The 24,924-nt window shown below is 69.5% G+C and carries 19 protein-coding genes and 2 pseudogenes; 8 read left to right on the forward strand and 13 right to left on the reverse strand.

Features of this window, described 5'->3' with window-relative positions; all coding sequences use genetic code 11:
* Positions 1 to 515, forward strand: a 515-nt coding sequence (locus AB0K14_RS40025; RefSeq protein ID WP_364340491.1) for a VCBS repeat-containing protein, incomplete at its 5' end; no start/stop codon positions are given.
* Between the two features lie 427 nt (positions 516 to 942).
* On the opposite strand, the pseudogene AB0K14_RS40030 reads toward AB0K14_RS40025, so the two are convergent.
* The 6 genes and pseudogenes from AB0K14_RS40030 to AB0K14_RS40055 all read right to left on the reverse strand — a co-directional run.
* A pseudogene (locus AB0K14_RS40030) lies at positions 943 to 1,151 on the reverse strand (IS701 family transposase); the annotation flags it as partial.
* A gap of 234 nt (positions 1,152 to 1,385) precedes the next feature.
* Entirely contained in the window at positions 1,386 to 2,468 is a 1,083-nt protein-coding gene (rhaS, locus tag AB0K14_RS40035) for a rhamnose ABC transporter substrate-binding protein (RefSeq protein WP_360465698.1), read from the reverse strand.
* A gap of 46 nt (positions 2,469 to 2,514) precedes the next feature.
* On the reverse strand, positions 2,515 to 3,549 hold the full coding sequence (locus AB0K14_RS40040) for an ABC transporter permease (protein WP_360465701.1): 1,035 nt from the start codon (positions 3,547 to 3,549) through the stop codon (positions 2,515 to 2,517).
* Entirely contained in the window at positions 3,539 to 4,510 is a 972-nt protein-coding gene (locus AB0K14_RS40045; protein ID WP_360465742.1) for an ABC transporter permease, read from the reverse strand. Before AB0K14_RS40045 ends, AB0K14_RS40040 begins: the two co-directional genes overlap by 11 nt.
* A 71-nt stretch (positions 4,511 to 4,581) precedes the next feature.
* The gene (locus tag AB0K14_RS40050) at positions 4,582 to 6,096 is read right to left on the reverse strand and encodes a sugar ABC transporter ATP-binding protein (RefSeq protein ID WP_360465704.1); all 1,515 of its coding nucleotides are present in this window, start codon (positions 6,094 to 6,096) and stop codon (positions 4,582 to 4,584) included.
* Between the two features lie 290 nt (positions 6,097 to 6,386).
* Positions 6,387 to 7,397, reverse strand: coding sequence for a LacI family DNA-binding transcriptional regulator (locus tag AB0K14_RS40055; RefSeq protein ID WP_360465744.1), 1,011 nt, complete (start codon positions 7,395 to 7,397; stop codon positions 6,387 to 6,389).
* Between the two features lie 212 nt (positions 7,398 to 7,609).
* Here AB0K14_RS40055 and rhaI point away from each other — a divergent pair, with 212 nt between their 5' ends.
* From rhaI to AB0K14_RS40070, 3 genes are all read left to right on the forward strand, one after another.
* The gene (gene rhaI / locus AB0K14_RS40060) at positions 7,610 to 8,770 is read left to right on the forward strand and encodes an L-rhamnose isomerase (protein ID WP_360465707.1); all 1,161 of its coding nucleotides are present in this window, start codon (positions 7,610 to 7,612) and stop codon (positions 8,768 to 8,770) included.
* A gap of 48 nt (positions 8,771 to 8,818) precedes the next feature.
* Positions 8,819 to 10,858, forward strand: coding sequence for a bifunctional aldolase/short-chain dehydrogenase (locus tag AB0K14_RS40065; protein WP_360465709.1), 2,040 nt, complete (start codon positions 8,819 to 8,821; stop codon positions 10,856 to 10,858).
* Between the two features lie 228 nt (positions 10,859 to 11,086).
* Entirely contained in the window at positions 11,087 to 11,281 is a 195-nt protein-coding gene (locus AB0K14_RS40070; protein ID WP_360465712.1) for a hypothetical protein, read from the forward strand.
* A 239-nt stretch (positions 11,282 to 11,520) separates the two neighbouring features.
* On the opposite strand, the gene AB0K14_RS40075 is transcribed toward AB0K14_RS40070, so the two are convergent.
* A complete protein-coding gene (locus AB0K14_RS40075; protein WP_360465715.1) occupies positions 11,521 to 12,174 on the reverse strand; it encodes an NAD(P)H-binding protein in 654 nt (217 codons plus the stop codon).
* A gap of 50 nt (positions 12,175 to 12,224) precedes the next feature.
* Positions 12,225 to 12,656, reverse strand: a complete 432-nt coding sequence (locus AB0K14_RS40080; protein WP_360465718.1) for a VOC family protein — start codon at positions 12,654 to 12,656, stop codon at positions 12,225 to 12,227.
* Between the two features lie 129 nt (positions 12,657 to 12,785).
* Here AB0K14_RS40080 and AB0K14_RS40085 point away from each other — a divergent pair, with 129 nt between their 5' ends.
* On the forward strand, positions 12,786 to 13,454 hold the full coding sequence (locus AB0K14_RS40085; protein ID WP_360465721.1) for a GntR family transcriptional regulator: 669 nt from the start codon (positions 12,786 to 12,788) through the stop codon (positions 13,452 to 13,454).
* Between the two features lie 109 nt (positions 13,455 to 13,563).
* Complete coding sequence (locus AB0K14_RS40090; protein ID WP_360465724.1) at positions 13,564 to 13,803, forward strand: transposase; 240 nt, start codon at positions 13,564 to 13,566, stop codon at positions 13,801 to 13,803.
* 571 nt (positions 13,804 to 14,374) lie between these two features.
* Here the strand turns inward: AB0K14_RS40090 and AB0K14_RS40095 are convergent.
* From AB0K14_RS40095 to AB0K14_RS40110, 4 genes and pseudogenes are all read right to left on the reverse strand, one after another.
* The gene (locus AB0K14_RS40095; RefSeq protein WP_360465727.1) at positions 14,375 to 14,740 is read right to left on the reverse strand and encodes a cupin domain-containing protein; all 366 of its coding nucleotides are present in this window, start codon (positions 14,738 to 14,740) and stop codon (positions 14,375 to 14,377) included.
* 219 nt (positions 14,741 to 14,959) lie between these two features.
* A pseudogene (locus tag AB0K14_RS40100) lies at positions 14,960 to 16,338 on the reverse strand (NPCBM/NEW2 domain-containing protein).
* A 30-nt stretch (positions 16,339 to 16,368) separates the two neighbouring features.
* On the reverse strand, positions 16,369 to 18,462 hold the full coding sequence (locus AB0K14_RS40105; protein WP_360465747.1) for a beta-galactosidase: 2,094 nt from the start codon (positions 18,460 to 18,462) through the stop codon (positions 16,369 to 16,371).
* A 69-nt stretch (positions 18,463 to 18,531) separates the two neighbouring features.
* Positions 18,532 to 19,737 carry a ricin-type beta-trefoil lectin domain protein gene (locus tag AB0K14_RS40110; protein ID WP_360465730.1) on the reverse strand — a complete coding sequence of 402 codons (1,206 nt, stop codon included), beginning with the start codon at positions 19,735 to 19,737 and terminating at the stop codon, positions 18,532 to 18,534.
* A 1,111-nt stretch (positions 19,738 to 20,848) separates the two neighbouring features.
* On the opposite strand from AB0K14_RS40110, the gene AB0K14_RS40115 reads away from it, so the two are divergent.
* Together AB0K14_RS40115 and AB0K14_RS40120 are read left to right on the forward strand one after the other, a co-directional pair.
* Positions 20,849 to 22,459 (forward strand): ricin-type beta-trefoil lectin domain protein, encoded by a 1,611-nt coding sequence (locus AB0K14_RS40115; protein WP_360465733.1) that lies wholly within the window; start codon positions 20,849 to 20,851, stop codon positions 22,457 to 22,459.
* Positions 22,460 to 22,973: 514 nt separating this feature from the next.
* The gene (locus AB0K14_RS40120; RefSeq protein ID WP_360465736.1) at positions 22,974 to 24,425 is read left to right on the forward strand and encodes a glycoside hydrolase family 43 protein; all 1,452 of its coding nucleotides are present in this window, start codon (positions 22,974 to 22,976) and stop codon (positions 24,423 to 24,425) included.
* A gap of 96 nt (positions 24,426 to 24,521) precedes the next feature.
* Here the strand turns inward: AB0K14_RS40120 and AB0K14_RS40125 are convergent.
* The coding region (locus tag AB0K14_RS40125; RefSeq protein WP_360465739.1) for a DDE-type integrase/transposase/recombinase at positions 24,522 to 24,924 on the reverse strand (403 nt) is incomplete at its 5' end.

The following is a 24,924-nucleotide window of genomic DNA, read 5'->3' on the forward strand; positions in this document are numbered from 1 at the left end:
TGTACTACCCGAACAACGACTACGCCCTCTCTTCACCGCGGGAGATCGGGCACGGCTGGGGCACCTTCAAGCACGTCATGGCCGCGGACTTCAGTGGTGACGGCGCTGCAGATGTTCTCGGTGTCACCGCCGACGGAACGCTGCTGTACTACCCGAACAACGACTACGCCCTCTCTTCACCGCGGGAGATCGGGCACGGCTGGGGCACCTTCAAGCACGTCATGGCCGCGGACTTCAGTGGCGACGGCGCTGCAGATGTTCTCGGTGTCACCGCCGACGGAACGCTGCTGTACTACCCGAACAACGACTACGCCCTCTCCTCGCCGCGGGAGATCGGGCACGGCTGGGGCACGTTCAGCCAGGTGATGGCTAGTGACTTCAGTGGCGACGGTCATTCCGATGTGCTGGGAGTGGCTGCGGACGGCAAGCTTCTCTACTACCCGAACAACAACCTCGCCCTCTCCTCGCCGCGGGAGATCGGACACGGCTGGGGCACGTTCAAGCACGTGATGTGACATCTGACCACTGTGGACGGCACCTCGACGGCCGTCGAGGTGCCGTCCACAGTCGGTGTCCAGAACCGTGTTTCACGTCGACCTCACCTATTGTTCGGGGTTGCCCCCTTGAACCGGACATCGGTGCGTACGAGATCGCCGGCGGATTCAACCGGACGGTTCAGGGCGCGACGCAGCCGACCGCCGTGCGAGTGGGAGGTTCGACGCGACCTTGGGCCCTCGCCACCACGTCCGAGGGAGATCGGGAAACGCGCCTGCTCGCCGAACGTCTCCACATCGGCATGTGCGGACGTCGCGCGGCAATCAACCGAGCCCGCACCGCGCCCGCCGCAACCTTGTGCACCCGCTCAGCTCTACGTCGAGTATTGGAGCGGACGTCCGCTACGCGCTTGTCGTCCCTGTCTTCAGCTCGACAGGACGGCTGAACGCGTGCGACCCGAGAGCCGACGGACTTGGCGCCCTTGTCCAGGAGTCCCGTCTCGTCCACGATCGATAAGACGCTGTACTGGGCATCGCCGATCGTCTCGACCACCGCCGCCCGCACGTCGTCACGCAGCCGTCGGTGCGGACGCAGAAGTTCAACAGACGCTGCATGCCCTCCGGGCCCGTGTCACCGGCCGCCTCCGCCAACGTCCAGGCGCGGTTAGACCCGCCCGCGGCATCCCGTCGGCCGCTGTACCGGTTGCGGATGTCCATTAGGACGGGCCGCCGACCTCGCCCGACGGGCTGGGTGTGGCCGGCGTCGGACCGGGGTGGACGGGTCCGGGCAGTCCGACGGTGACTGCGGCGACGAGCGACAGCGCCCTGTGAACGAAGAGATCAGGGGAGCGTGGGCGCGCGAACCGGACAACGGGCCGCGCGCCCACGGGCTCAGAAGTCGAATTGGTCGATGTTGGACCCGTCGAACACGGTGGGCGGGCCGAGCACGATGACGCCGTCGGCCTCGATGGTGTACTCGCCGAGCTTGCCGGCCTTGAACTTCTCGCCCGGCGCGCCGGTGATCTGGCCTGAGGCGAGTGCGGCGCCGGCGTAGGCGGCCAGGTAGCCGAGGTCTGCGGGGTTCCACAGGGCGAACGCCTTGACCGTGCCGTCCTTGACGAACTCACGCATCTGGTTCGGCGTGCCGAGACCGGTCAGCGCCACCTTGCCCTTGTACTCCGAACCGGACAGGTAGCGGGCGGCCGCGGCGACGCCGACCGTGGTGGGCGAGACGATGCCCTTCAGGTCGGGGTAGGAACGCAGCAGGCCCTGGGTCTCCTGGAACGACTTCTGGTCCTCGTCGTTGCCGTAGGCGACCGTGACGACCTCGATCTTGCTGAACTCGGGCTTCTGCAGCTGCTTGCGCATCAGCTCGATCCACGCGTTCTGGTTGGTGGCGTTCGGCGTGGCCGACAGGATCGCGATCTTGCCCTCGCCGCCGATCTGCTCGGCGATCAGCTTGACCTGGTTCTCCGCGATGCCCTCGGCGGTCGCCTGGTTGACGAACACGTCGCGGCACTCGGGCTTGGTGTCGGAGTCGAAGGTGACGACCTTGGCACCTGCCTGCCGTGCGCTGTTGAGGGCGCCGCAGATCGCGTTCGGGTCGTTGGCGGAGGTCGCGATGACGTCGGTCTGCTGCTGTGACAGCGTGTTGATGTAGCTGACTTGGGACGAGGCGCTGGCTTCGGAGGGGCCAACCTCCTTGTAGTTGCCCTTGAACTCCTCGACCGCGTTCTTGCCGCCCCCGTCCGCGACGGTGAAGTACGGGTTGTTCACCTGCTTGGGCAGGAACGCGACGTCCAGCCCTTCGGTCAGCGGCGCGTCGGGGTTGGCCTGGCCGGTGGTCTGGTTGCCCGCGGGGTTCGGGTTCTCCCCGGACCCGCGGGTGGTGCCACCACAGGCGGCGACGGTCAGCACGGCCCCCACGGTGACGGTGATCAAGCCGAGGCGCAGGGTGCGCTTGAGCTGGGACATCGGTGTTCCTTTCACGGCGCGGTTCGCGATCAGGGGGTGCGGTGGGTCACGCCGGGTGCCGTGGTCGGCGTCGCAGGCGTGTGCGGCTTATCGCCACCACGTTGGGCACGACGACCGAGGCGATGAGCAGTCCACCGGTGACGATGTTGAGCGTGTCGGCGGCGACGTCGGCGAGTTGGAGGGCGTTGCGGACGGTGCCGAGCAGCAGCAGGCCGAGCAGGACGCCGAGGAGTGTGCCGCGACCGCCGAAGATGGAGACACCACCGAGTAGGACGGCGGCGACCACGGCCAGCTCCAGACCTGCCGCGTTGTCGGCCCGCGCGCTGGCGAAACGCAGCGTCCAGTACACCCCTGCCAGGCCGGACACCGCGCCCGAGACGACGAACAGCCAGAACTTCGCGCGGGCGACTCGGATGCCGGCGAACGTCGCCGCCTCGGCGTTGTTGCCCATCGCGTAGAGGGACCGGCCGAACGGGGTCGCGTGCAGCACGACGCCGAACACGACCGCGAGCACGATCGTGACCACCGCGGCCCACGGCAGGGTGCCGTCGGCGACGGTGCTGCTCGCCGCGTCGGTCCACAGGAACGGGAAGTCCGCCACCGCCTGGTCACCGAGCACCACGAACGCCAGACCGCGGTATGCGGCCAGCGTGCCGATGGTCACCGCGAGCGAGGGCAGCGCGAACCTGGTCACGAACACCGCGTTCACCGCGCCCAGCACCGCGCCGAGGCCGATGACGAGCACCACCACCAGTTCCAGCGGCAGACCCGCGATCCAGAGCTGACCCATCACCGCGCTGCACAGCCCGAGCGTGCTGGCCACCGACAGGTCGATCTCCCCGGTGATGACGATGAGGGTCAGCGGCAGCGCGATCAACGCGATCGCGACCACGTCCAGCAGCAGGAACTGGAGGTTCCGCCCGCTGGCGAACCCCTCGACCAGCACCCCGGCGACCACCACGACCGCGGCGAGCACCACGAGGAGCACGGTGTCCCACCGGACCAACGCGGAACGCAGCACCCCCGAGGTCGGTTCGGTCGGTGGCACCGCATCGTCCACCGCAACCGTGTCACGTGCCATGGGACGACCTTCCTCGCAGACGGTTCGCCGCCCGGACGGCCAGCAGCCGGTCCAGTCCGATCGCGGCGAGGATGAGGCCGCCGACGACGGCCTGCTGCCAGAACGGGTTGATCCGCAGCACCGCCAGGGAGCTGCCGATGGTTGTCAGCAGCAGTGCGCCCAGCGTGGCGCCGTAGACGCTGCCGCTGCCGCCGAAGATCGCGACGCCGCCGACCACGGCCGCGGCGACGACCTGGAGTTCGATGCCGGTGCCGACGGTGGCGTCGATGGTGCCGAAGCGCGCCGCGTACAGCACACCGGCGAGACCGGCGAGGGCGCCGCAGATGACGAAGGAGGTGAAGACCCTGCGTCCGACCGGGATGCCGGACAGCCGCGCGGCGGCGGGTTCCGAGCCGATCGCGTACAGCTCGCGCCCGCTGCGGTAGGAGCGCAGGTAGAAACCCACGACCGTCATCACCACCACGGCGATGACGGCGAGCACCGGGATGCCGAGCACGGTCCCCGTGCCCAGGCCGAGGAACGAGCGCGGCATGTCGGAGGCGTTGATCTGCCGGCCCTGGGCCCACGAGTGGTCGATGCCTCGGAAGGCGTAGAGCGTGCCGAGGGTGATGACCAGCGCGGGCACGCGCGCCGCGGCCACCAGCACGCCGTTGATCACACCGCACACCGCGCCCATCCCGATGCCGACCAGGACCGCGACCGCGGTCGGCGTGTCCGGCGCCGTGCTGAGCAGCTCGCCGGTCGCGAACGCGACCAGGCCGAGCACCGCGCCGACCGACAGGTCGATGTTGCGGGAGATGATCACCACGGTCTGCCCGACCGCGAGGACCACCAGGATCGCCGCTCCGAGCAGCAGGTCACGCAGGCTCTGCGGGGACAGGAAGGCGGGGTTGTCCAGCGTGGTCACGAGCACGAGCAGCCCGAGCGCGACGACGATGCCGAACTCCCGCGCCAGCCACAGCTTGTGGACGAACCGGGTCCTGCTCTCGTCCGCCTTCGCCGGTGGAGCGGCGGGTGCCGTCGGCGGGGTGCTCACGCGGCGGCCTCCTTCTGGCCCGTGGCCGCGAACATGACCGATTCCTCCGTCGCCTCGGCACGGCTCAGCTCGGCGGTGATCCGCCCTTCGTGCATGACGAGCACGCGGTCGGCCATCCCCAGCACCTCGGGCAGCTCGGACGACACCATCACCACCGCGACGCCGTCGGCCGCCAGCCGCGAGAGCAACCGGTGGACCTCGGCCTTCGTGCCGATGTCGATGCCTCGGGTCGGTTCGTCGACGATCAGCACCCTCGGGCCGGTCGCCAACCACTTGGCCAGCACGACCTTCTGCTGGTTGCCGCCGGACAGGGTGCCGACCGCGTCCGCCAGTCGCCCGTACCTGACCTGCAACCGCTTCGTCCACTCGTGTGCGGACCGGCGCTCGGCCCGACCACCGAGCAGACCCAGGCGGGACAGCGGCTTCAGGCGGGTGAGCGTCGCGTTGCGCTCGATCGACAACTCCATGACCAGGCCCTGCTGGCGGCGGTCCTCCGGCACCAGCGCGACCCCGGCGGCCACCGCGGCGGACGGCGACCCGGCGGGCAGCCGCCGCCCCGCCACCCGGACCTCGCCGGCGTCGTAGCGGTCGATCCCGAACACCGCGCGCACCACCTCGCTGCGACCGGCGCCGACCAGCCCCGCGAGCGCGACGATCTCTCCCGCCCGCACCGAGAACGCGATGTCGGAGAACACGCCCTGCCTGCTCAGCCCGCCGACTTCCAGCACGACCTCACCCGGCTCGACGTCCTCCTTGGGGAACAGCGTCGAGACGTCACGCCCGACCATGCGTCGCACGACCTGGTCGACGGTCAGGTCGGCGACCGGATCGGTGGACACCCACGTGCCGTCGCGCATCACGGTGAGTCGTTGGCACAGCGAGAACACCTCGTCGAACCGGTGCGAGATGAACAGGACCGCGGCGCCCTCCTCGCACAGGGCACGTGCCACCGCGAACAACCGCTCCACCTCGACACCGGACAGCGCGGCGGTCGGCTCATCCATGACGAGCACGCGCGCCTTGAGGGACAGCGCCTTGGCGATCTCGACCAGCTGCTGGTCGGCGATCGACAGGCCACGCGCGGGGCGGTCCGGGTCGAGGCGGACGCCGAGCCGGTCGAACAGCCGCACTGCCTCGGCCCTCATCGCCGTCCGGTCGATGCGTCCGAACCGACCCAGAGGCTGCCGCCCCATGAAGATGTTCTCGGCCACCGACAGGTCGGGGAACAGCGTCGGTTCCTGGTAGATCACCGCGATCCCGGCCGCCTGCGCGGCGGCGGGCCCGGCCAGCCGCCGCTCCTGACCGTCGAGCACGATCACGCCCGTGTCGGGCTCGTGCACACCGGCCAGCATCTTCACGATCGTCGACTTGCCCGCACCGTTCTCCCCGACCAGGGCGTGCGCCTCACCGCCGTGCAGCGGGAACGACACGTCGCGGACGGCCGCCACAGCGCCGAACGACTTGGAGACACCTCGCACCTCCAGCAGGGGAGTCGCGTGGTCCCGGTCCATCCGGCACCTCCTTCACTGAAATGTTTCAATGCGGTGATGATGCGCGAGGCTAGGGGCACTCCAGACCGATCGTCAACGGCGGTCCGGCAACTTCTCCGCGTGGAGGCGTCCGTCGTTGCGTCGTCGTGCTCAGCCGTGCAGCCCGCCGTATGTGGTCGCAGATGGTACGTTTCAATGGATTGCGCAAAAGTTCTCGCACATGACCGCGTACTCAGCCGGAGTCGCTCCCGAACGCCACGCTCACCGGGGACCACGCGGTCGCGGGCCGCGTGAACGGTCCCGTCACCCGGTCAGGCGACGCCGTCCGGACGGCGCATGCTGGTGGACTCGCGCACCACCAGTTCGGGCTCGAACACCCGCTGTTGGTGCACGTGTCCCTCCGGGTGCCGCGCCTCGGCCAGCAGCAGTTCCGCCGCCGTGCGGCCGAGGAGTTGGCGAGGTTGGGAGACCGAGGTCAGCGGCACCGCCGCCGCGGCCGCGAACTCGATGTCGTCGTAGCCGACGATCGCCAGGTCCTGAGGCACGCGCAGACCGAGGCGGACCGCCTGCTGGAGCAGGCCGAGCGCGAGCATGTCATTGGCGCAGAACGCGGCGGTGGGACGCCGGGACGCGGGCAGGCCCGCCAGTCGTTCGCCTGCCCTCCTGCCCTCGGCGACGTCCAGGCGCGTGGTCTCCAGCACGGTGAGCGGCTCGGCACCGGCACGGGTCAAGGCCTGTTCGGCGCCCGTCAGGCGGTCGGTCACCTGGCCGATCGAGCGCGGTCCGCCGACGAAGGCGATCCGGCGGTGCCCCGCGTCGAGCAGGTGGGACGCGGCGAGGTCGCCGCCGAGCACGTCGTCCACCGACACCGAGCAGCGGTCCGGCCCGGCGCCGCGGTCGACGACCACGACGGGCGTCCCGCGACGGGCCAGCGCAGCGAGTCGCGAGTCGTCGGCGTCGACGGGGGTGATGAGGATGCCCTCCACCCGCTGCTGCTCCAGCAGGTCGAGGTACCTGGCCTGACGGGCGGAGTTCTCGCCGCCGTCGCACAGGTACATCGCGAGCCCGGCCTCTTCCGCCACCTGCTGCGCGCCGGCGGCCACGTCGGTGAAGAAGGGGTTGCGGGTGTCGAGCACCACGTAGGCGAGGGTGCGGCTCGTGCCGCCGCGGAGTTGGCGCGCCGATTCGTTGCGCACGAAGCCCAGCTGGGCGATCGCGGTCTGCACCCGCTTGCGGGTGCGCTCGGCGACCAGTTCGGGGTGGTTGAGCACGTTCGACACCGTGCCCACGGCCACGCCCGCGTGCGCGGCGACATCCTTCATGCTCGGCGCGGACACCGCCCCACCCTCCTTCGCGATCGAAGCGAGTCGGAGATGAAACGTCCACGACTCGGTCTCTCGGCGAAGAGTAGCAGGAAGACGCAGGTGTGCCGGACGGTCGATCTCGCTCCGCAAAGGTGCGTTGTGAAACGTTCCAAGCTCGGCTAGCGTCGGCGCCACACCGGTTGACCCGCTGCGGAGAGGAACGACGTGTGATGCCCCTGCAGGAGGTGCTGTCGGAACTCGACGGGTTCACCATCGAGGTGCCGAGCTGGGCGTACGGGAACTCCGGCACCAGGTTCAAGGTGTTCACCACACCGGGTACGCCGCGCGACCCGTTCGAGAAGATCGCCGACGCCGCGCGCGTGCACGCCCTGACCGGGCTCGCGCCGCGGGTGTCGCTGCACATCCCGTGGGACCGGGTCGAGGACTTCGCGGCGCTGGCCGCCCACGCCGACGAGCACGGCGTGCGGATCGGGGCGATCAACTCGAACCTCTTCCAGGACGACGACTACAAGCTCGGCTCGCTGACGCACTCGGACCCGCGCGTGCGGGCCAAGGCCGTCGCGCACCACCTCGACTGCGTGGAGGTGATGGCGGAGACCGGCTCGACCGACCTGAAGCTGTGGCTGCCCGACGGCACGAACTACGCGGGGCAGGACTCGCTGCGCGCCCGGCAGGACCGGCTGGCCGGCTCGTTGACCGAGATCTACGCCGCGCTGGGGCCCGATCAGCGGCTGCTGCTGGAGTACAAGTTCTTCGAGCCGTACTTCTACGCGATGGACATCCCCGACTGGGGAACGGCGCTGCTGCACTGCCAGGCGCTCGGCGACCGCGCGCAGGTCGTGCTCGACACTGGCCACCACGCGCCGGGCACGAACATCGAGTTCATCGTCATGCAGCTGCTGCGGGCGGGCAGGCTCGGCGCGTTCGACTTCAACTCCCGCTTCTACGCCGACGACGACCTGATCGTCGGGTCGGCCGACCCGTTCCAGCTGTTCCGGATCATGGTCGAGATCGTCGCGGTCGGCGCGCACCGCCCCGAGTCCGGGGTGAACTTCATGCTCGACCAGTGCCACAACATCGAGGACAAGGTCGCGGGCCAGATCCGGTCGATCCTCAACGTCGAGCAGGCGTTGGCCAAGGCGCTGCTCGTCGACACCGGGGCCCTGACCGCCGCCCAGGACGCCGGTGACGTGATCGGCGCGCACGACGTGCTGATGGACGCCTTCCACACCGACGTGCGCGGCGTGCTGGCCGACCGCCGCGAGGCCATGGGCCTGCCGCGCGACCCGATGGCCGCCTACCGCACTTCCGGCTACGCCGCCGAGATCGCCGCCGCGCGCGTCGGCGGCACGCAGGCCGGCTGGCTCTGACCCCGCGACACCCTCGCCACTGCTCGCCACACGAGGAGCTTCCCGCACATGACCGACAACACGACCGCTGCCGCGCTGGTCGCCCGCTCGAACCGGCTGGGCGCCGATCCGCGCAACACCAACTACGCGGGCGGCAACACCTCCGCGAAGGGCAGCGACACCGACCCGGTGACCGGCGCGCCGGTCGAGCTGCTGTGGGTGAAGGGCTCGGGCGGCGACCTGGGCACGTTGACCGAGCGCGGCCTGGCCGTGCTGCGGCTGGACCGGCTGCGCGCCCTGGTCGACGTCTACCCCGGGGTGGACCGCGAGGACGAGATGGTCGCCGCGTTCGACTACTGCCTGCACGGCAGGGGCGGCGCGGCGCCGTCGATCGACACGGCCATGCACGGCCTGGTCGACGCGCCGCACGTGGACCACCTGCACCCCGACTCGGGCATCGCGCTGGCGACAGCGGCCGACGGGGAGAAGCTGACCGAGCGGTGCTTCGGTGACCGGGTGGCGTGGGTGGACTGGCGTCGACCCGGTTTCCAGCTCGGCCTGGACATCGCGGCGATCAAGGCGGCGAACCCGCGGGCGATCGGGTGCGTGCTGGGCGGGCACGGGATCACCGCGTGGGGCGACACGTCCGAGGAGTGCGAGGCGCACTCGTTGGAGATCGTCCGGACCGCGGAGGAGTTCCTGGCGCGACACGGGTCCGCCGAACCGTTCGGCGCGGTGGTGCCGGGCCACGAGCCGCTGCCCGAGGTCGAGCGGCGGGCCAAGGCGGCGGCGATCTTCCCCGCGATCCGGGGCCTGGCGTCGACCGACCTGCCGCAGGTGGGTCACTTCACCGACACCGACGTGGTGCTGGACTTCCTGTCCAGGGAGAAGCTGGGGCCGCTGGCCGCGCTGGGCACGTCGTGCCCGGACCACTTCCTGCGCACCAAGGTCACGCCGCTGGTGGTCGACCTGCCCGCCGCTGCGACCGTCGAGGAGGTCGCGGCCCGGCTGAAGCAGCTGCACGCCGCCTACCGGGAGGACTACCGCGCCTACTACGAGCGGCACGCGACCCCCGACTCGCCGGCGATGCGCGGCGCGGACCCGGCGATCGTGCTGGTGCCCGGTGTCGGCATGTTCTCGTTCGGGCGCACCAAGCAGACCGCGCGGGTGGCGGGGGAGTTCTACGTCAACGCGATCAACGTGATGCGCGGCGCCGAGTCCGTGTCGACCTACCGGCCGATCCCGGAGTCGGAGAAGTTCCGCATCGAGTACTGGGCGCTGGAGGAGGCCAAGCTGGCCCGGATGCCCAAGCCGAAACCGCTGGCCACGCGGGTGGCGCTGGTGACCGGCGCGGGGTCGGGCATCGGGAAGGCCATCGCCGAGCGGTTGGCCGCCGAGGGCGCCTGCGTGGTCGTCTCAGACCTCGACGCGGACCGCGCGGCGGCGGTCGCCGAGGGCATCGGTGACGCGGACGTGGCGATCGGCGTGGCCGCGGACGTGTCGGACGAGGCGGCCGTGGAGCGGGCGTTCGCCGCGGCGGTGCTCGCGTTCGGGGGCGTGGACCTGGTCGTGAACAACGCCGGTCTGTCGATCTCCAAGCCGCTGCTGGAGACGACCGTGCGCGACTGGGACCTCCAGCACGACGTGATGGCACGCGGGTCGTTCCTGGTGTCGCGGGCCGCCGCGAAGGTGATGATCGAGCAGGGCGCGGGTGGCGACATCATCTACATCTCCAGCAAGAACGGCGTGTTCGCCGGGCCCAACAACGTCGCCTACGGCGCGACCAAGGCCGACCAGGCGCACCAAGTGCGGCTGCTGGCCGCCGAGCTGGGGCCGCACGGCATCCGGGTCAACGGCGTGAACCCCGACGGCGTGGTGCGCGGCTCGGGCATCTTCGCCGGCGGCTGGGGCGCACAGCGGGCCGCCGTGTACGGGGTCAAGGAGGAGGAGTTGGGCGCCTACTACGCCAAGCGCACGCTGCTGGGCCGCGAGGTGCTGCCCGAGCACGTCGCCGCGGCCGTCTTCGCGCTCACCGGCGGTGACCTGTCCCAGACCACCGGGCTGCACGTGCCGGTCGACTCCGGCGTCGCCGCAGCCTTCCTGCGCTGATGGGCGGGGTGCGGCCCGGGTCGCGGCGGTCGACCTCGGCGCGTCGAGCGGACGCGTGACGGCCTTCGACATCACGCCCGGTCGGGCGACCTTCGCCTCGGCGCACCGGTTCCCCAACGGGCCGGTGCGGCTCGGCGACACGCTGCACTGGGACGTGCTGGGCCTGTACCGGGGCGTGCTCGACGGCCTGCGGGTCGCCGTTCCGGCCTGCAGCGCAACGTATTGCGCATGGGCACCAAGTACCGCGACCACGTCGCCGAGTTCGGCCGGAGCGGCTACGACACCCCGGAGAAGTCGGAGGACCTCCCGGAGAAGCCGATCCTCTGCACCAAGGCCATGACTTCGGTCACCGGGCGATCGCCGATGTCGACCCGCATCACGGCGCCACCCGCGAACTGGACTACGAGGGCGAGTTGTGCGTGATCGTGGGCTGCGGCGACCGCCGCCGGGCATCACGTGTGAACAGGCCTACGGGCACGTGTGGGGCTACACGATCGACGCCAGGGACCTCCAGCTCATCCGCAACGCCCAGTGCCTCGGCCGCTCTAAAACTGACAGAGGCTGTTGACAGTCTGGGCTCCTGATCGCGAGGGAGTCTCATGGCTGAACGTGTATGGAGTGAGATGGACCTGGTCGGGCGGTAGCTCGCGTGGGATGGGAGGTCAGACCGTCGCGAGGCGTGCGACGGCGTCCGCGACGGGGGTGTCACCGGAGGTCAGTTCGACGATCACGCGGCTCAGACGCGGCTCGTGCAGCGCGGTGTCGATGAACGCGGCGACGTCGTCGCGGTGCACGTCGCCGTACTCGACGGCGGGGCCGGCCGTGACCAGGCCGGTGCCGGGGGTGTCCAGGAGGGTTCCGGGACGGACGATCAGCCAGTCGAGATCTGTGCGGGTCAGGTACACGTCGGCGGTTTTCTTGACCTTGATGTAGTGCTCGAAGCCGTCGCCGCCCTCGCCACCGCGCAGTGCGTCGGGGAACACGGAGACGAGCACGAACCGTGACACCCCGGCAAGCGCGGCCGCGTCGGCGGCCTTGTGCAGGCCCTTGCCGTCGATGAGGGTTGTCATGTCCATGCCGGTACCGTGGGCGCCGGCCGAGAAGACCACCGCGTCATGCCCCCGCATCGTGTGCGCGAGGTCGTCGACCGAGTCGGCGATGAGATCACCGATCACCGGATTCCCGCCGGCCTCCCGCACGACCTCGCCCTGGGCGGGCCCGCGATGCATCCCGGTCACCGAGTCCCCGCGCACGGTGAGGAGTCGGGTCAGGCGGCGGCCAACCCCTCCGGCGGCGCCGATCTGGAACACCTTCATGAGCTCGTCCTGTCTTTCGAATGGTGAGCAGGGGGTGTGGTGCCGGCCACTCAGGACGCGAACACCTGCGAGTCGTCCGCGAACGCCTTGAACTCCAGCGCGTTGCCGGCCGGATCGAGGAGGAACATCGTGTGCTGCTCACCCTTCTGGCCGGCGAAGCGCACGTAGGGCTCGATGACGAACTCGGTGCCCGCCGCGCGCAGGCGCTCGGCGAGCTGCTGGAAGGCCGGGATCGTCAAGACCAGCCCGAAGTGCGGCACCGGTACGTCGTGGCCGTCGACCGGGTTGTGCACGCGCTGTGCGCGCTCCGGGGCGAGGTGGGTGACGAACTGGTGGCCGTGCAGATTCCAGTCCACCCAGGTGTCCGCGCTGCGGCCCTGTTCCAGGCCCAGCACGTCGCCGTAGAAACGGCGCGCTGCAGCCAGGTCGTCGACCGGCACGGCCAGGTGGAACCGGGGAATGGGGGAGTCGAGAACAGTCACGGTGCTGCCTTTCCGTCGGAAGGGGGATCCGGGTCCAGAGGGGCCGGGATCTCGATGACCTGATGTCGACATTACTACAACGTGTCTGATGTTAACATTAGGTCATGGATGGAAGAGGGGCAACCAGGGATGAGTGACCAGGTCAAGGTGTCCCCGGCTCGCCGTCGCGGCCTGTCGGACGAGGTGGCAGATCGGATCCGGGAGGCCATCTTCGGCGGGGCCTATCCCCCCGGGGCCCAGCTGCGCGAGGTGGAACTGTCCGCGGCGATGGAGGTCAGTCGTGGCCCGGTGCGTGAAGCGCTGCGGGTACTGGAGCGCGAAGGGCTGGTCCGCTGCGCGTGGCATCGTGGGACGACGGTAACCACGCTGTCTCCCGGCGATGTCGCTGAACTCGACAGCCTGCGCGGAGCGCTGGAAGACCTGGCTGTCCGTCAGGTGATCATGCGCGCCTCGGACGAGGACCTCGCGGCCCTGGACAAAGCAGCTGAAGTGATGGCACACGTCACGGACGCCCACGACATGGTGCGCCTGGACATCGCCTTCCACGACGCGGTCTTCGCCGCCGCCGGGCACCAGCGCCTCGCGGACGCGTGGGACGGCCTCCGGTGCCAGGTCCACCTGTTCCTGCTGACCCGGATCAACCGCAGCGTCGAGGGGTACCTGGGCCGCATGCCGCGCGAGCACCGCGATCTCGTTGCCGCGCTGCGCTCCCGCGACATCGACTCCGCGCTCCGCCTCTTCGCCGCGCACCGCCGCCACGCCGTCGACGTGCTGGGGGGAAGCTCCAAGCCGAACTGAGTGCCGCCAGGCGACCGACCACCCGGGTCCCACGTGGCGGCGAGTGTTTGTGCCATGGTCTCGTGCCGTGGTCGATCGGTTGTCGTGGCGGTTGGTGCCCCGATGAGTCGTGGGCGTTGGTGGAGCCGTCGATCCCGGAGTTCGCGGCGCGTCCGCAGGGTCGCGGTATGGCTCCGGTGGGGACCGGGCGGTGTTCACCGCGATCGTCTACGTGCTGACCAGTGGGGCGGACGGATGGCGGGAGTTGTCGCCGTCGTTCGGTGTCACGGTACCGACGGCGCATCGCCGGTTCACCGACTGGACCAAGGCCGCGTTGTGGTGGCGGCTGCACCAGGCCGTGCTGGATTAAGTCGGTGGCCGTGGGGAGGTCGGCTGGTCACGGCGGTCCTGGACGCCGCCTCGATCGGGGCGAAATTTCGGCGACATGACCGGTTCGAAGGGAGGTTCTTGGGCCGAATGGCTTACCTGATGCCGAAAGGCTGAGGGGACAAGAGCATGCCGACCAATCCGCGGCCGGGTCCATGACGATCTCGCGCAACGCGCTGTGACAGCCCCAGGATGGACCACAACGCACCTCGCGAAGCGCCCGCGGACATGAACGTTGACCCGCAGCCGCTCGCCGGTCACCCGCACGGTCGCCACCTGCCCCGGAGTGCCGAGGACCGACCGGACGGGTGGGCGTGCGCTGTTTGCCCGGCCCGGCCAGTGCCTGTAGATGCGCCGCTGAGCTCCCGGCGTTGTCCCGAGCCGGGGCACAGTCCACGCCGAGGCACATGGTCGGGCGGAGGTCGTCCTGGGCTCCGGCTCCCAGTGGCGGGCAGCCGAGGCGGGAGCCACCCACCGAACACCTCGACCGGGACTGGCCGGGCACCGGCCGTCCCACCAATCGACAAGCAGCCGATGACAGCGCGTCGTGGTTGTCACTCTGGGGCAGACGACTCGCCGGTGCGCTCGACCACTTCGGAGTTGTAGCGAGCCCAGACGTTCACTCGTTCCTCATCCGTCGAGGCGGTGTGCAGCGCCCGGACGAGCTCATCCACCTCCCGAGTCATCACCACGAGTACTTGCGCACCGGCTGTGTCGACCGTGGCGAAGGTGTGGGTGGTCCCGGCCGGGATGGTCAGGTATTCGCCCTGCTCGAGAACACGGCGCGTGTCACCGACGAGCACCTCGAGACGACCACGGAGTACGCAGAACGCCTCATCCGATCGGTGGTGCACATGGGGTGGCGCCTGATCGCCCGGATACGGCTCCACATCCCATCGCCTCAGCACGAAGTCACTCACCATCACAACCTAGCTCCCATGGCTCGGGGTTGTAGTCCCCGCCGAAGCCGAGTCCCGAGGTGGGCCAGTGCGTCGTCATCCGTTGACTCCTCCAGTCACTGGGTCGAGCGTCCGGAGTCGTTGCGGGCCACCAGGGGGTGATTGGGACGGCCGCTGCCCTGATGGCCGGCGAGTAGAGGGCCGGTGTTCCGAGCCGACGGGCAGCAGCGTCCGTGCTGGTCAGTCCGCGCAGGTCAACACGGCGTCGGCCCAGTCGGCGTGGTCGGATCCATTGCCGTCGCCGGCGTCGGTGGTCAGCAGGCTGACCCACTGCACGCCGGTGAGGTCGGCGGTGATCGACCGGCCGGGGTCGTTGCCGGTGAGGGTGTCGGTTTCGGCCAACGTGGTGCCGTCGCCGCTGATGGCGAACCGGACGGTGCCGTTTGGCCGACCTCGTCGTCCACGCCCACGATCGCGGTCAGGCGCGAGCAGTTGCCGCCGAGGAAGATCTGGATGTCCCCATTGGCGTGCACGCCCAGTCCCTTGGCATAGGTGGTGCCGTTGAGGGTGATCGGTTTGCCGTCACCGGCGCCGGCCTCACCGTTGGAGGTGTCGCGCTCGACCGGGCCCCAGCCATTGCCCGCGGTGAACGCGATGTCGCTGACGTAGGCGGTGCCGGTCGGTGGTGGAATCGGCACCACGGTCGTGGCGGCTCCGGCAGTGCTGGTGGTTCGTCCGCGCTGCGACGAGCTGCCGGTGGCGGTGAACACGCCGATGCGCGGCTCGCCGTTCGGCGGTGCGGCGACCTGCCAGGTGGCGGAGACCGTACGGCCTGCCCGCACGTGGCCCAGAGACAGCTCCACGGGTGTGGTCACCGCCCAGCTGGCCGAGGCGTCGAGGCGCAATTTCACGTCCCGTGCGTCGGCCACCGGGGTGTATCGCGCCCGGACCGTCACCGTTGCGCCGGCGTCGACGGACTTCGGCGCGGTGACCTCCACCTTGCCGCTGCCGACCGGCTGGGCGTAGGTGCGGGGGTCGTAGGACGGGGCGCGGAGTCGATCGACCCCGATGCCTCCCAGCACGCTGCCCGTGGCGCGCAGGGAGATCTTCCCCAGCCCGACGCCCGGTTCGGCGGCCCACGAGGCGATCGCGACGGTGTTGCGGCCGTTCGGGTCCAGCACGCCGGTGGGCAGCGAGAACTCGGTCTGCGGGCCGATGTGGTTGACGTACTGGCCGACGTTCCAGCCGTTGACGAACACCAGCGCGCGATAGCGCTTCGCCTTGTCGTCGTCGAACACGAGGCTCACCTGGGTGTCCTGGTCGCGGGGCAGGTCCAGGTCGACGGTGGTGCGGTACCAGGTGACACCGGGTTCCTGGGTGGCGGGCAGCGTGGTCGCGATCCACTTCCGGTCGGGGAAGCCGGGCAGCGACCACCCGGCGTTCTCTCCGTGCAGACCACCGTTGTTGTAGGCGCCGCGGACTTCGTAGAGGCCGTCCTCGCGGCCGGTGTTGCCGTGCAGGCGCCAGGTGATGGTGGCGTCCGAGCCGATGAGCCGTGCGCCGACCACCCCGCGGGGTTCCTTGTGCGCGTTGTTGCCGTAGGTCTGGTTGTGGCCCATGTTGCGCACCAGGACCGCGATGACGTTGTCCTAGCCGGTCCGGAGCCGGTCGGCGGGCACGGTGAACGATCCGCTCGCGCCGCCGTTGTCGACGGTCCCGAGGAAGGAGCCGTTGAGCCACACCGACCAGGCGCCCGCCGTGCCGGTGACCGCGCTGAGGCTGATGGTCTTCTCGGTGCCCTCGGCGGTGAAGTGGCCCCGGTACCAGATGTCGCCGTGGTGGTAGCCGTACTCGTCGGCGTGCAGGACGGGTTGGCCGATCGCCGGCTGGTTGGGGTTGGTGGTGGTCGTCTTGTTCGCGATCGTCCACCGTGAGTCGTCGAAGCCGGGCGCCGACGACGGATCGGGCTCCGAGCGCCGCCACCCCGCCAGTTCCGGCAGGGTGACCTCGGCCGGTCCGCGCAGGCGGAAGGCGAGCGCGCCGGTGCGGTCGACCACCGGGATGGTGGGGCGGTCGTTCCAGACCACCCGGCGGGTGCCGGTCGGTGCCCAGACCCGCGTCGCCGTGGTCGCATCCGTGTCACCGGTCAGGTGCAGCACGCCGCGTTCCGCGCGTGCGGTGCGCACGAGGGCCGGTCCGAGCACGAGCACCTGGCCCGCGTCGGTGGACTGCGTCCACAACCGGTCGAACCGGGCGTCGTCGCCGAGCAGCAACAGCAGGTCGGGCCGTCCGCCGCCGCTGATCCGCAGCTCCACCAGCCCGTCGTGGGCGTAGTCCAAGCGCAGCAGGCCGTGCTCGGCATCCCAGGTCGACCGTGCCCCGCCGGACAGGACGGTCACCTTCGGCTCAGATGAGTACCGCAGCACCGTGCGGCCCTCGGTGCCCTTGCGGCCTTGCAGGACCGCGATGTCGCGGTTCCCAAGGCGCAGGTGGGTCATGATCTCCGAGGTCGAGTAGGCCAGGCGCTGGCGCTCCAGGTCGTAGTCGGCGACCAGCAGTTTCGAGTCGTGGCCGGGTAGCGTGATCGGCACCGCCGGGTCGTCGCCGATCGGCACGGTGAACGAGGTCGTGGCCGTCGAGGTGGCATCGGTGTGCCGGGCGATGAGGAACCTGGTCCCGTTGTCGGGGTTGCGCAGGCTCTTCACCGTCACGGCCGCGTCGGACGCCGGGACGTCCGGTGCGGCTTCGGTCTTGGTGATGGGCGTGACGGCCTGGAGGAAGTAGCCGAGTTCCTTCTGCACGGCGTACTTGTCGGTGAGCTGCCGTTCCTCGCTGATCGCCGCCCCGTAGTCGTAGGAGGTGTAGGTCTGGCCGGGTGCCGCGATCCAACCCCAGTTGGTGCCACCGTAGGTCATGTAGAAGTTCTGCGCGGTCACGCCGGAGGCGATGTTGTGCTCGTAGAACACCCGTTGGAACGCCGGACCGGTCAGCTCACGGCACTTCTCCCGCCCGTTGCCGCCCCAGTAGTCGAACGACCCGCCCTGGAACTCGGCGGTGAACATCGGCCCGTTGCGCGAGTGTTCGCGAACCGGCGCCAGGTCGGGGAGCGGCGACCAGGTCTGCGGGGACGAGCAGTTGAAGCCTTGCGGGTAGAGGTCGAACGAGTACAGGTCCGGCGCGCCCGGCGTGCCCGGCACCCAGGCGGGCCACGTGCCTGCCGTGTTGTGGAACGTGGGAACGGTGATGCCGTCCGCCCGCGCCCGCTGCTGCAGGTGGGTCATGTAGGCCACGCCGCCGGGGGACTGGTCGCCGAACTCGTTCTCGTTCTGGTAGAGGATGACCGTGCCGGTGCCGTCGGTCAGCTGGTGGCGGGCGATGATGGGGTTGATGTGGTCCAGCCACTTGTCCACGGCGGCGATGTAGTCCGGGTCGTTGCTGCGGTCCCGCGCCGGCGAGTTGATCAGCCACACGGGCAGGCCGCCGGAGTCGGTCTCGGCGTTGATGTAGGGTCCCGGTCGCGCCAGGACGTAGATGCCGACTTCCTCGGCGATGTCCAGCAGCCGGTCGACGTCGCGCAGGCCGGTGAAGTCGTACACGCCCCGTTGGGGCGAGTGGAATCCCCAGTGGAAGTAGATCGAGGTGGCGTTGAAGCCCGCCGCCTTCATCTTCTGCAGCACGTCGCGCCACAGGTCCGGGCTGGGCAGGCGCCAGTAGTGGAACTCGCCGGACCAGGGCAGGTTGATGGCGCTCGCCCACTCGTCCTGGGAGGGGTGGGCGAGCGCGGTGCGAGCGCGGTGCGGGACCGGGGCGTATCAGCGGCGGACCCACTGCTGGTTGGCCGCGCCGTTGCAGGTCCACAGCAGCACCCGCGTGTTGTTGGCCGTGCCGCCGGCTTCGGCGTCGAGGCACAGACCGCTGGCCTGGTTGGTGATCGTGCCGTTGGTGTTGACCGACCACCGCTCGTTGGTCACGCCGTTGCAGTCACCGATGGAGACCGCGGTGCCGGCGGCGGTGCCGTTGCCGTGGGGCTCCAGGCACTTGGAGCCGTACACCCGGAGCTCGCCGGATGACGTGCCCGCGAAGGACTGGTTGGCGCCGCCGTGGCAATCCCACAGCGCGACCTGCGTGCCGTTGACCTGCGACGCGCCCGGTACGTCCACGCACTTGCCGGAGGCGGAGCCCGCCAGGCTGAAGGTCGTGCCGGGCGTCGAGTCGCCGGGGATGAGCGGGCAGCTGCCGCGGTAGGCCGAGATGCCGGTGTTGTCCATCAACGGGCACAGGAACTGCTGGTAGCGCGTGTCCTGGTCGAGGAAGATCTTCATCCACGGGATCCACTTGCGCGTCGCCACCGAGTTGTTCGACGTGGGGAAGGCGTGGCCGGCGCCGGTGAGCTCCAGGTACATCTTCTCCGTCGTGGCCGGGATCTGGTTGTAGTAGCCGGAGACCAGCGACGGGGTGACCGTCCCGTCCCGCTGCCCGGCGAGCAGCACGGTGGGGACCCGCATGTTGTTCAGGTTCTGCGACGGGCTGTACGGCGCGTTGCCGATGGCGGCCTTCAGCGTCGGCCGGCGCAGGGCCGCCGAGATGGCGCCGCCGCCACCCATGGAGTGGCCCATCACCGCCAGGCGGTTCGGGTCGACCCGGTCGCGCACGGAGCTGCGCTGGGTGAGGTAGTCCAGCGCGGCCAGCAGCTGCGTGCCGCGCGCGACGTCGAAGTCGTTGCGGCTGAGGGTGTCGATGCCGATCACGACGAACCCGAACGAGGCCAGCCAGTGCCCCATCCACGCGCCCTCGGCCGCCCAGGTCGCGGTGTAACCGGGCACGACCGCGATCGCACCGAACCTGCCCTGGCTCGTGTCCGTCGGGTAGTAGATCTTCGCGCCGCTGAAGCCGTTGCCGCCGCCCACACTCGTCTCCGCGGTGGCGAAGGTGCCGCGGTTGGCCGCGACGCTGGCCTGGGTGGGGTTCGGCCCTCGCTGGTACGGGTTGTCGGCCGCGAACGCCGATCCCGGGGCCACGGTGGACGCGAGGATGCCGAGGGCAGCCGTGAACGCGACGGCAACCCTTCGCGCCCTCCCGCGAGAGGAGCCGGTGGCTCCCCGGGTGGGCGCATTCGCCTGGAACACAGGGGTTCGGGTCATCGAGCACTACCTCTTCCTGGACAACGTTGACGAAGAGAGGTCAGCTGGAGGGCGCGGCGGGCTGGTGGGAGCCGGACGAGGCCGTCACGGCTCCGCCGGATGCCGGGCAGCGGACGCCCGTTCCGGTCGAAGGCCGTCCGGTTCTCGCAGCCGTTGCAGGGGGCCGCGCGCCAGGTTGCTTCGTGGTGCCGCGTGGTTGGACGTAGGGCACGGGAGGCGCGCTCGCGGTTGGGATGATCGGCTTGCCGTACCTGTGGCCGACGCGACGGGGCCGGGTGTGAAGTGCATCCGACACGCTGTCCTCCTTGGTCGTCCACCGCAGTGACACGATTCAGCCCACCAGATGTGTCACATACGCTGGCGAGGACCATCGCAAGTGTCAATGGTGGGGTCTCGATACGCATGCGGCTCGCTACGATCGGCCCGGTCCTTCACTGCGCGACCCGCAAGGGCGCACCGTGGCGAGCGCTGAGGGCGTCGTGGCGTGGTTCATCAGGTTTGTGACCGCAGCCGGGCTGCTCAGTAGACGATGTGAGCGATAACAGTCGGGCGTCGTGCGAGCCGGGTCGTTTCCCGTCCGTGTGCGCGTACGGGAGGTAGTCGAGCTGACCGGCTGTCAACGCTCTGAGCGCTCGGCTGGCTCCGTAGGTTGTTGATCTGCGCAACGGGGTGTCCCCGCTGGCTGCGGCGTGGTAGCCGTGCTGACGCTGCGCCATGATGCGGGAACCGGTTAACCGCAGTGCGGCGCGCCACTTGGGCGTCGGCTCTTGCTTACGTCCGCGTCACGGCTCACACTACGCCGTGCATCATCAAACAAACTCGATCGAACAGTATCCAACAAGATCGAAGGCCCGGTAGGAGCTGAGAGATGCCCGATCCCGTCCGTCGTCGTCGCCGGATGTTGCGGCTCGCCACCGCCCTGCACTCCGCTGTTAGCGCTAACTCAAAGCCTGGAAGAGCGTCACTCAGGCATGGCCGGCTCACCGCCGTGCTATCGGCCGCCTGCCTGCTGCTGGCCGGGGTGACGACCGCGGTGGTCGGAGCCCCGCCGGCGCGGGCGTTGGAGAACGGGGTAGCCCGCACGCCGCCGATGGGGTGGAACACCTGGAACACGTTCGGCTGCAACATCTCCGAGACGTTGATCCGGCAGACCGTCGACGCGCTGGTCGGCAACGGGATGGCCGCACTGGGTTACCAGTACGTCGTGGTGGACGACTGCTGGTTCAACCCCGACCGTGATGCCCAGGGCAACCTCCAAGCGCATCCCACCCGCTTCCCGAGCGGGATGAAGGCGCTCGGCGACTACATCCACGGCAAGGGCCTGAAGTTCGGCATCTACCAGGTGCCGGTGGACAAGACGTGTGCGCAGTACTTCAACTCGTTCCCGGGTGCCACCGGCAGCAGGGGGCACGAGGCGCAGGACGCCCGGCAGTTCGCCGCATGGGGTGTCGACTTCCTCAAGTACGACTGGTGCTCGCCGACGGGCACGATGGAGGAACAGGTGGCGGCGTTCGCCAAGATGCGCGACGCCTTGGCAGCCACCGGTCGACCGATCGTCTACAGCATCAACTCGAACAGCATCCACGAGAAGACCGGACCACTGCGCGACTGGGGCGACGTCGCGCACATGTGGCGGACCACCGAGGACATCACCAACCGGTGGGACACCGGCAGCGACGGCAGCACGTTCATGGGCGTGCAGAACATCGTCAACGTCAACGTGCCGTTGGCGCCCTATGCCCAGCCGGGCGGGTTCAACGACCCGGACATGCTGGAGGTCGGCAACGGTGGCATGACGGAGACCGAGCAGCGCAGCCACTTCGCCATGTGGGCGATGATGGCGGCGCCGCTGATCGCGGGCAACGACGTCCGGAGCGCCTCGGCCGCCACGCTCGCCATTCTGAAGAACGCCGACCTGGTCGCGGTCAACCAGGACCCCCTCGGCCTGCAGGCCACCCAGGTGTCGAACGACGGCACCCGGCGGATCGTCGCCAAGCGTCTCGCCAACGGCGACGTCGCGGTCGCGCTGCTCAACCAGGGCTCGGCCACGACGACCATCTCGACCACGGCGGCGGCGATCGGCAAGACCGGCACCTCGTTCACGCTGCGCGACCTCTGGACCGGAGCCACCTCGGGCACCAGCGGCGCGATCTCGGCCAGTGTCCCCGCGCACGGCACCGCGGTCTTCCGGGTCAGCGGCGGCGGCCTGGCCTCGGCGCCGGTGCCGTTCTCGCTGCGCAGCGAATCGGCGGGCCGCTGCCTGGACTCCCCGAAGGGGGCGACGGCCAACGGCACCCAGCAGGCCCTCTGGGACTGCAACAACGCGGCCCAGCAGCTGGTCACCCGCAGTGGCACCACGTTGCAGCTGCTCGGCAAGTGCCTGGAGACGCCGGCCAACGCCACAGCCGGCGCGAAGGTCCAGTTGTGGTACTGCAACGGCGGTACGAACCAGCAGTGGACGCTGAACAGCAACGGCACGATCAGCAACGTGCGGACCGGGCTGTGCCTGGACGTGAACAACAACGGCACCGCGAACGGCACACCGGTGATCGTGTGGACCTGCCACGGCAACGCCAACCAGCGTTGGGTTCGCGTGTGACCCGCAGCGGGTCCGCATCGGACACCGCCGCCAACTGATCGAACCCGGTGCCGAGCGCCGGCGCGAAGCCCGCCGGAGACGGTGGGCTTCGCGTCCGCTGTGGCCGTGACACCCCGGTGGGGGAGGTGTCCGGTCACCTATGCGCCTGCCACCGTAACTCTTGTTGTTAACGTGAACAGGATGCATACTCTTGCGGACCCGCAGCGGCGCGAGGAGTCCCCGGCATGACGTTATCGCTGATCCAACCCGAGTAGCTACCTGTGCGCAGGTGGCCGGGCGCAGTGCAAGTGCGCACCGGTCGACCCGCCGCCGCACATGATGTTAGCGCTCACTTTCGGTCCGTAGGCCGACTTTGTCGCCCGGCACCGACACCTCGTATGCCACCTGCCGCCGGTTCGCCGTGTCCTGGGGCAACCGCACCAACCCGCGAGGTCACCGTCGACCGCATGACGTGAAACGTCGACGGCGCCATCGCCCCGATCGTCCCCACCTTCTGATCGGAGGAGAAGAACCCGTGAAACGAACACTGTCGCGGATCGGCGCGATGTTGGGTGCGATGGTCCTGGTGATCAGCGCCCAGGTCCTGTTCGCCGTGGACCGGGCGTCCGCCGCGGATCCGTTCACCGGCTACCTGATGGCCCACTTCACCGGTGAGAGCACCAGCGGCGAGCAGATCTACCTCGCCCACAGCAGGGATGGCCTGCACTGGAACGACCTGAACAACGGCGCTCCCGTGCTGCTGTCCACCGTGGGCACCCGCGGGGTGCGCGACCCCGCGATCGTCCGCTCGCCCAACAGCGACAGGTTCTGGATCATCGCGACCGACCTGCGCATCGCGAGCGGCACGTCGTGGAGCGACGCGGCCAACCGCGGCAGCACCCAACTCGTCGTCTGGGAGTCCACCGATCTGGTGAACTGGTCCGCGCCGCGCATGCTGAACGTGGCCGGCGCGATCCCCGGCGCGGGTGACGCGTGGGCACCCGAAGCGATCTTCGACCCGGCGACCGGTGACTACGTCATCTACTGGGCGACGAACGCGACCGTCGACGGCGTCAAGAAGCACCGCATCTACTACGCCCGGACCACCGACTTCCGGACGGTCGGCGCGCCGGTGCTCTACATCGACCGGGGCGCGGGCCAGGGCATCATCGACACCCAGATCGTGGAGTCGCCAACCAGCGTCGGCGGTTTCCGCTACTACCGCGCGTCCGCCGACGGGCAGATCACCATCGAGGGCAGCAACTCGATCCTCGGCTCGTGGACGCGGATCGGCGACCTGTCCCACATGGGCATCTCCAACGGCGCGACCGGCGGCAACGTGGTGGAGGGTCCGATGTGGATGCCGTTCAACGGTCGCAACGAGTGGGGTCTGTGGCTGGACCAGTACGCCACCGGCCGCGGCTACATGCCGATCACGTCGACCAACCTCGGCAGCACGAGCAACTTCCGCACGGTGTCGGACTACTCGCTGGGCACCAACCGCAAGCGCCACGGCGGGATCATGAGCCTGACCGCCGCCGAGGAGAGCCGCGTGCTGGCCAAGTGGGGCGTGAACAGGCCGGTCAACCGCCTGCAGTCGTTCAACTTCCAGGACCGCTACGTCCGCCACGCCAACTTCGACGTGCGCATCGACCCGAACGTCAGCCCGCTGCAGGATTCCCAGTTCCGGATCATGCCCGGCCTGGCCGACTCCTCGGCGGTGTCGTTCGAGTCGGTCAACTACCCCGGTTACTACCTGCGGCACGTCAACTACGACTTCGTGCTCGCGTCCTACGACGGCACCACGCAGTTCCAGGCCGACGCCACGTTCCGCCAAGTCGCCGGACTGGCGTCCTCTTCGTGGAGTTCCTTCCAGTCCTACAACGTCCCCGACCGCTACATCCGCCACTACGCCTACCAGCTCAAGCTCGACCCGATCACCACCGCGATCGCGCGCGACGACGCCACGTTCCGCCTGACCAGCTGACCAGGCCGAACAGCGAGGAAGGGGTGGATGTCCGAGCATCCACCCCTTTCCAGACGTGGAGGTCGGGTCTGCTGCACGAGTAGGTGACAGTTGTAGTCACGCAGCCTGGCTGGCTGACGTGGTCATGATTGCTTCGTATTCGATGGGGGTCAACCTGCCGAGGCTGGCTTGGCGTCTACGGCGGTGGTAGGTGCGTTCGATCCAGGTCACGATCGCGGTCCGGAGTTCGCCTCGGGTGGACCAGGCGTGCCGGTCGAGAACGTTGTTCTGCAGCAACGCGAAGAAGCTCTCCATCGCGGCGTTGTCACCCGCCGCGCCCACCCTGCCCATCGAACCGGTCAGTCCGTGGCGAGCGAGGACACGGACGAACTTCCTTGATCGAAATTGCGATCCGCGGTCGGTGCGCACCACGCAGCCGGCGACCTCACCGCGGCGGGCGATCGCATTGGTGAGCGCGGCGACGGCGAGGCGGGACTTCATCCGGGAGTCGATGGAGTAG

Source organism: Actinosynnema sp. NPDC050801, assembly GCF_040673975.1.
In the GTDB taxonomy this organism is placed as follows: domain Bacteria; phylum Actinomycetota; class Actinomycetes; order Mycobacteriales; family Pseudonocardiaceae; genus Actinosynnema.

Excerpts from the sequence above, each read along its gene's own strand:
- AB0K14_RS40065 (WP_360465709.1), top strand. The coding sequence starts at position 8,819 with ATGACCGACAACACGACCGCTGCCGCGCTGGTCGCCCGCTCGAACCGG.
- AB0K14_RS40040 (WP_360465701.1), bottom strand. The coding sequence starts at position 3,549 with ATGGCACGTGACACGGTTGCGGTGGACGATGCGGTGCCACCGACCGAA.
- AB0K14_RS40070 (WP_360465712.1), top strand. The coding sequence starts at position 11,087 with ATGGGCACCAAGTACCGCGACCACGTCGCCGAGTTCGGCCGGAGCGGC.
- AB0K14_RS40075 (WP_360465715.1), bottom strand. The coding sequence starts at position 12,174 with ATGAAGGTGTTCCAGATCGGCGCCGCCGGAGGGGTTGGCCGCCGCCTG.
- AB0K14_RS40055 (WP_360465744.1), bottom strand. The coding sequence starts at position 7,397 with ATGAAGGATGTCGCCGCGCACGCGGGCGTGGCCGTGGGCACGGTGTCG.
- rhaS (WP_360465698.1), bottom strand. The coding sequence starts at position 2,468 with ATGTCCCAGCTCAAGCGCACCCTGCGCCTCGGCTTGATCACCGTCACC.
- AB0K14_RS40085 (WP_360465721.1), top strand. The coding sequence starts at position 12,786 with ATGAGTGACCAGGTCAAGGTGTCCCCGGCTCGCCGTCGCGGCCTGTCG.
- AB0K14_RS40050 (WP_360465704.1), bottom strand. The coding sequence starts at position 6,096 with ATGGACCGGGACCACGCGACTCCCCTGCTGGAGGTGCGAGGTGTCTCC.
- rhaI (WP_360465707.1), top strand. The coding sequence starts at position 7,610 with ATGCCCCTGCAGGAGGTGCTGTCGGAACTCGACGGGTTCACCATCGAG.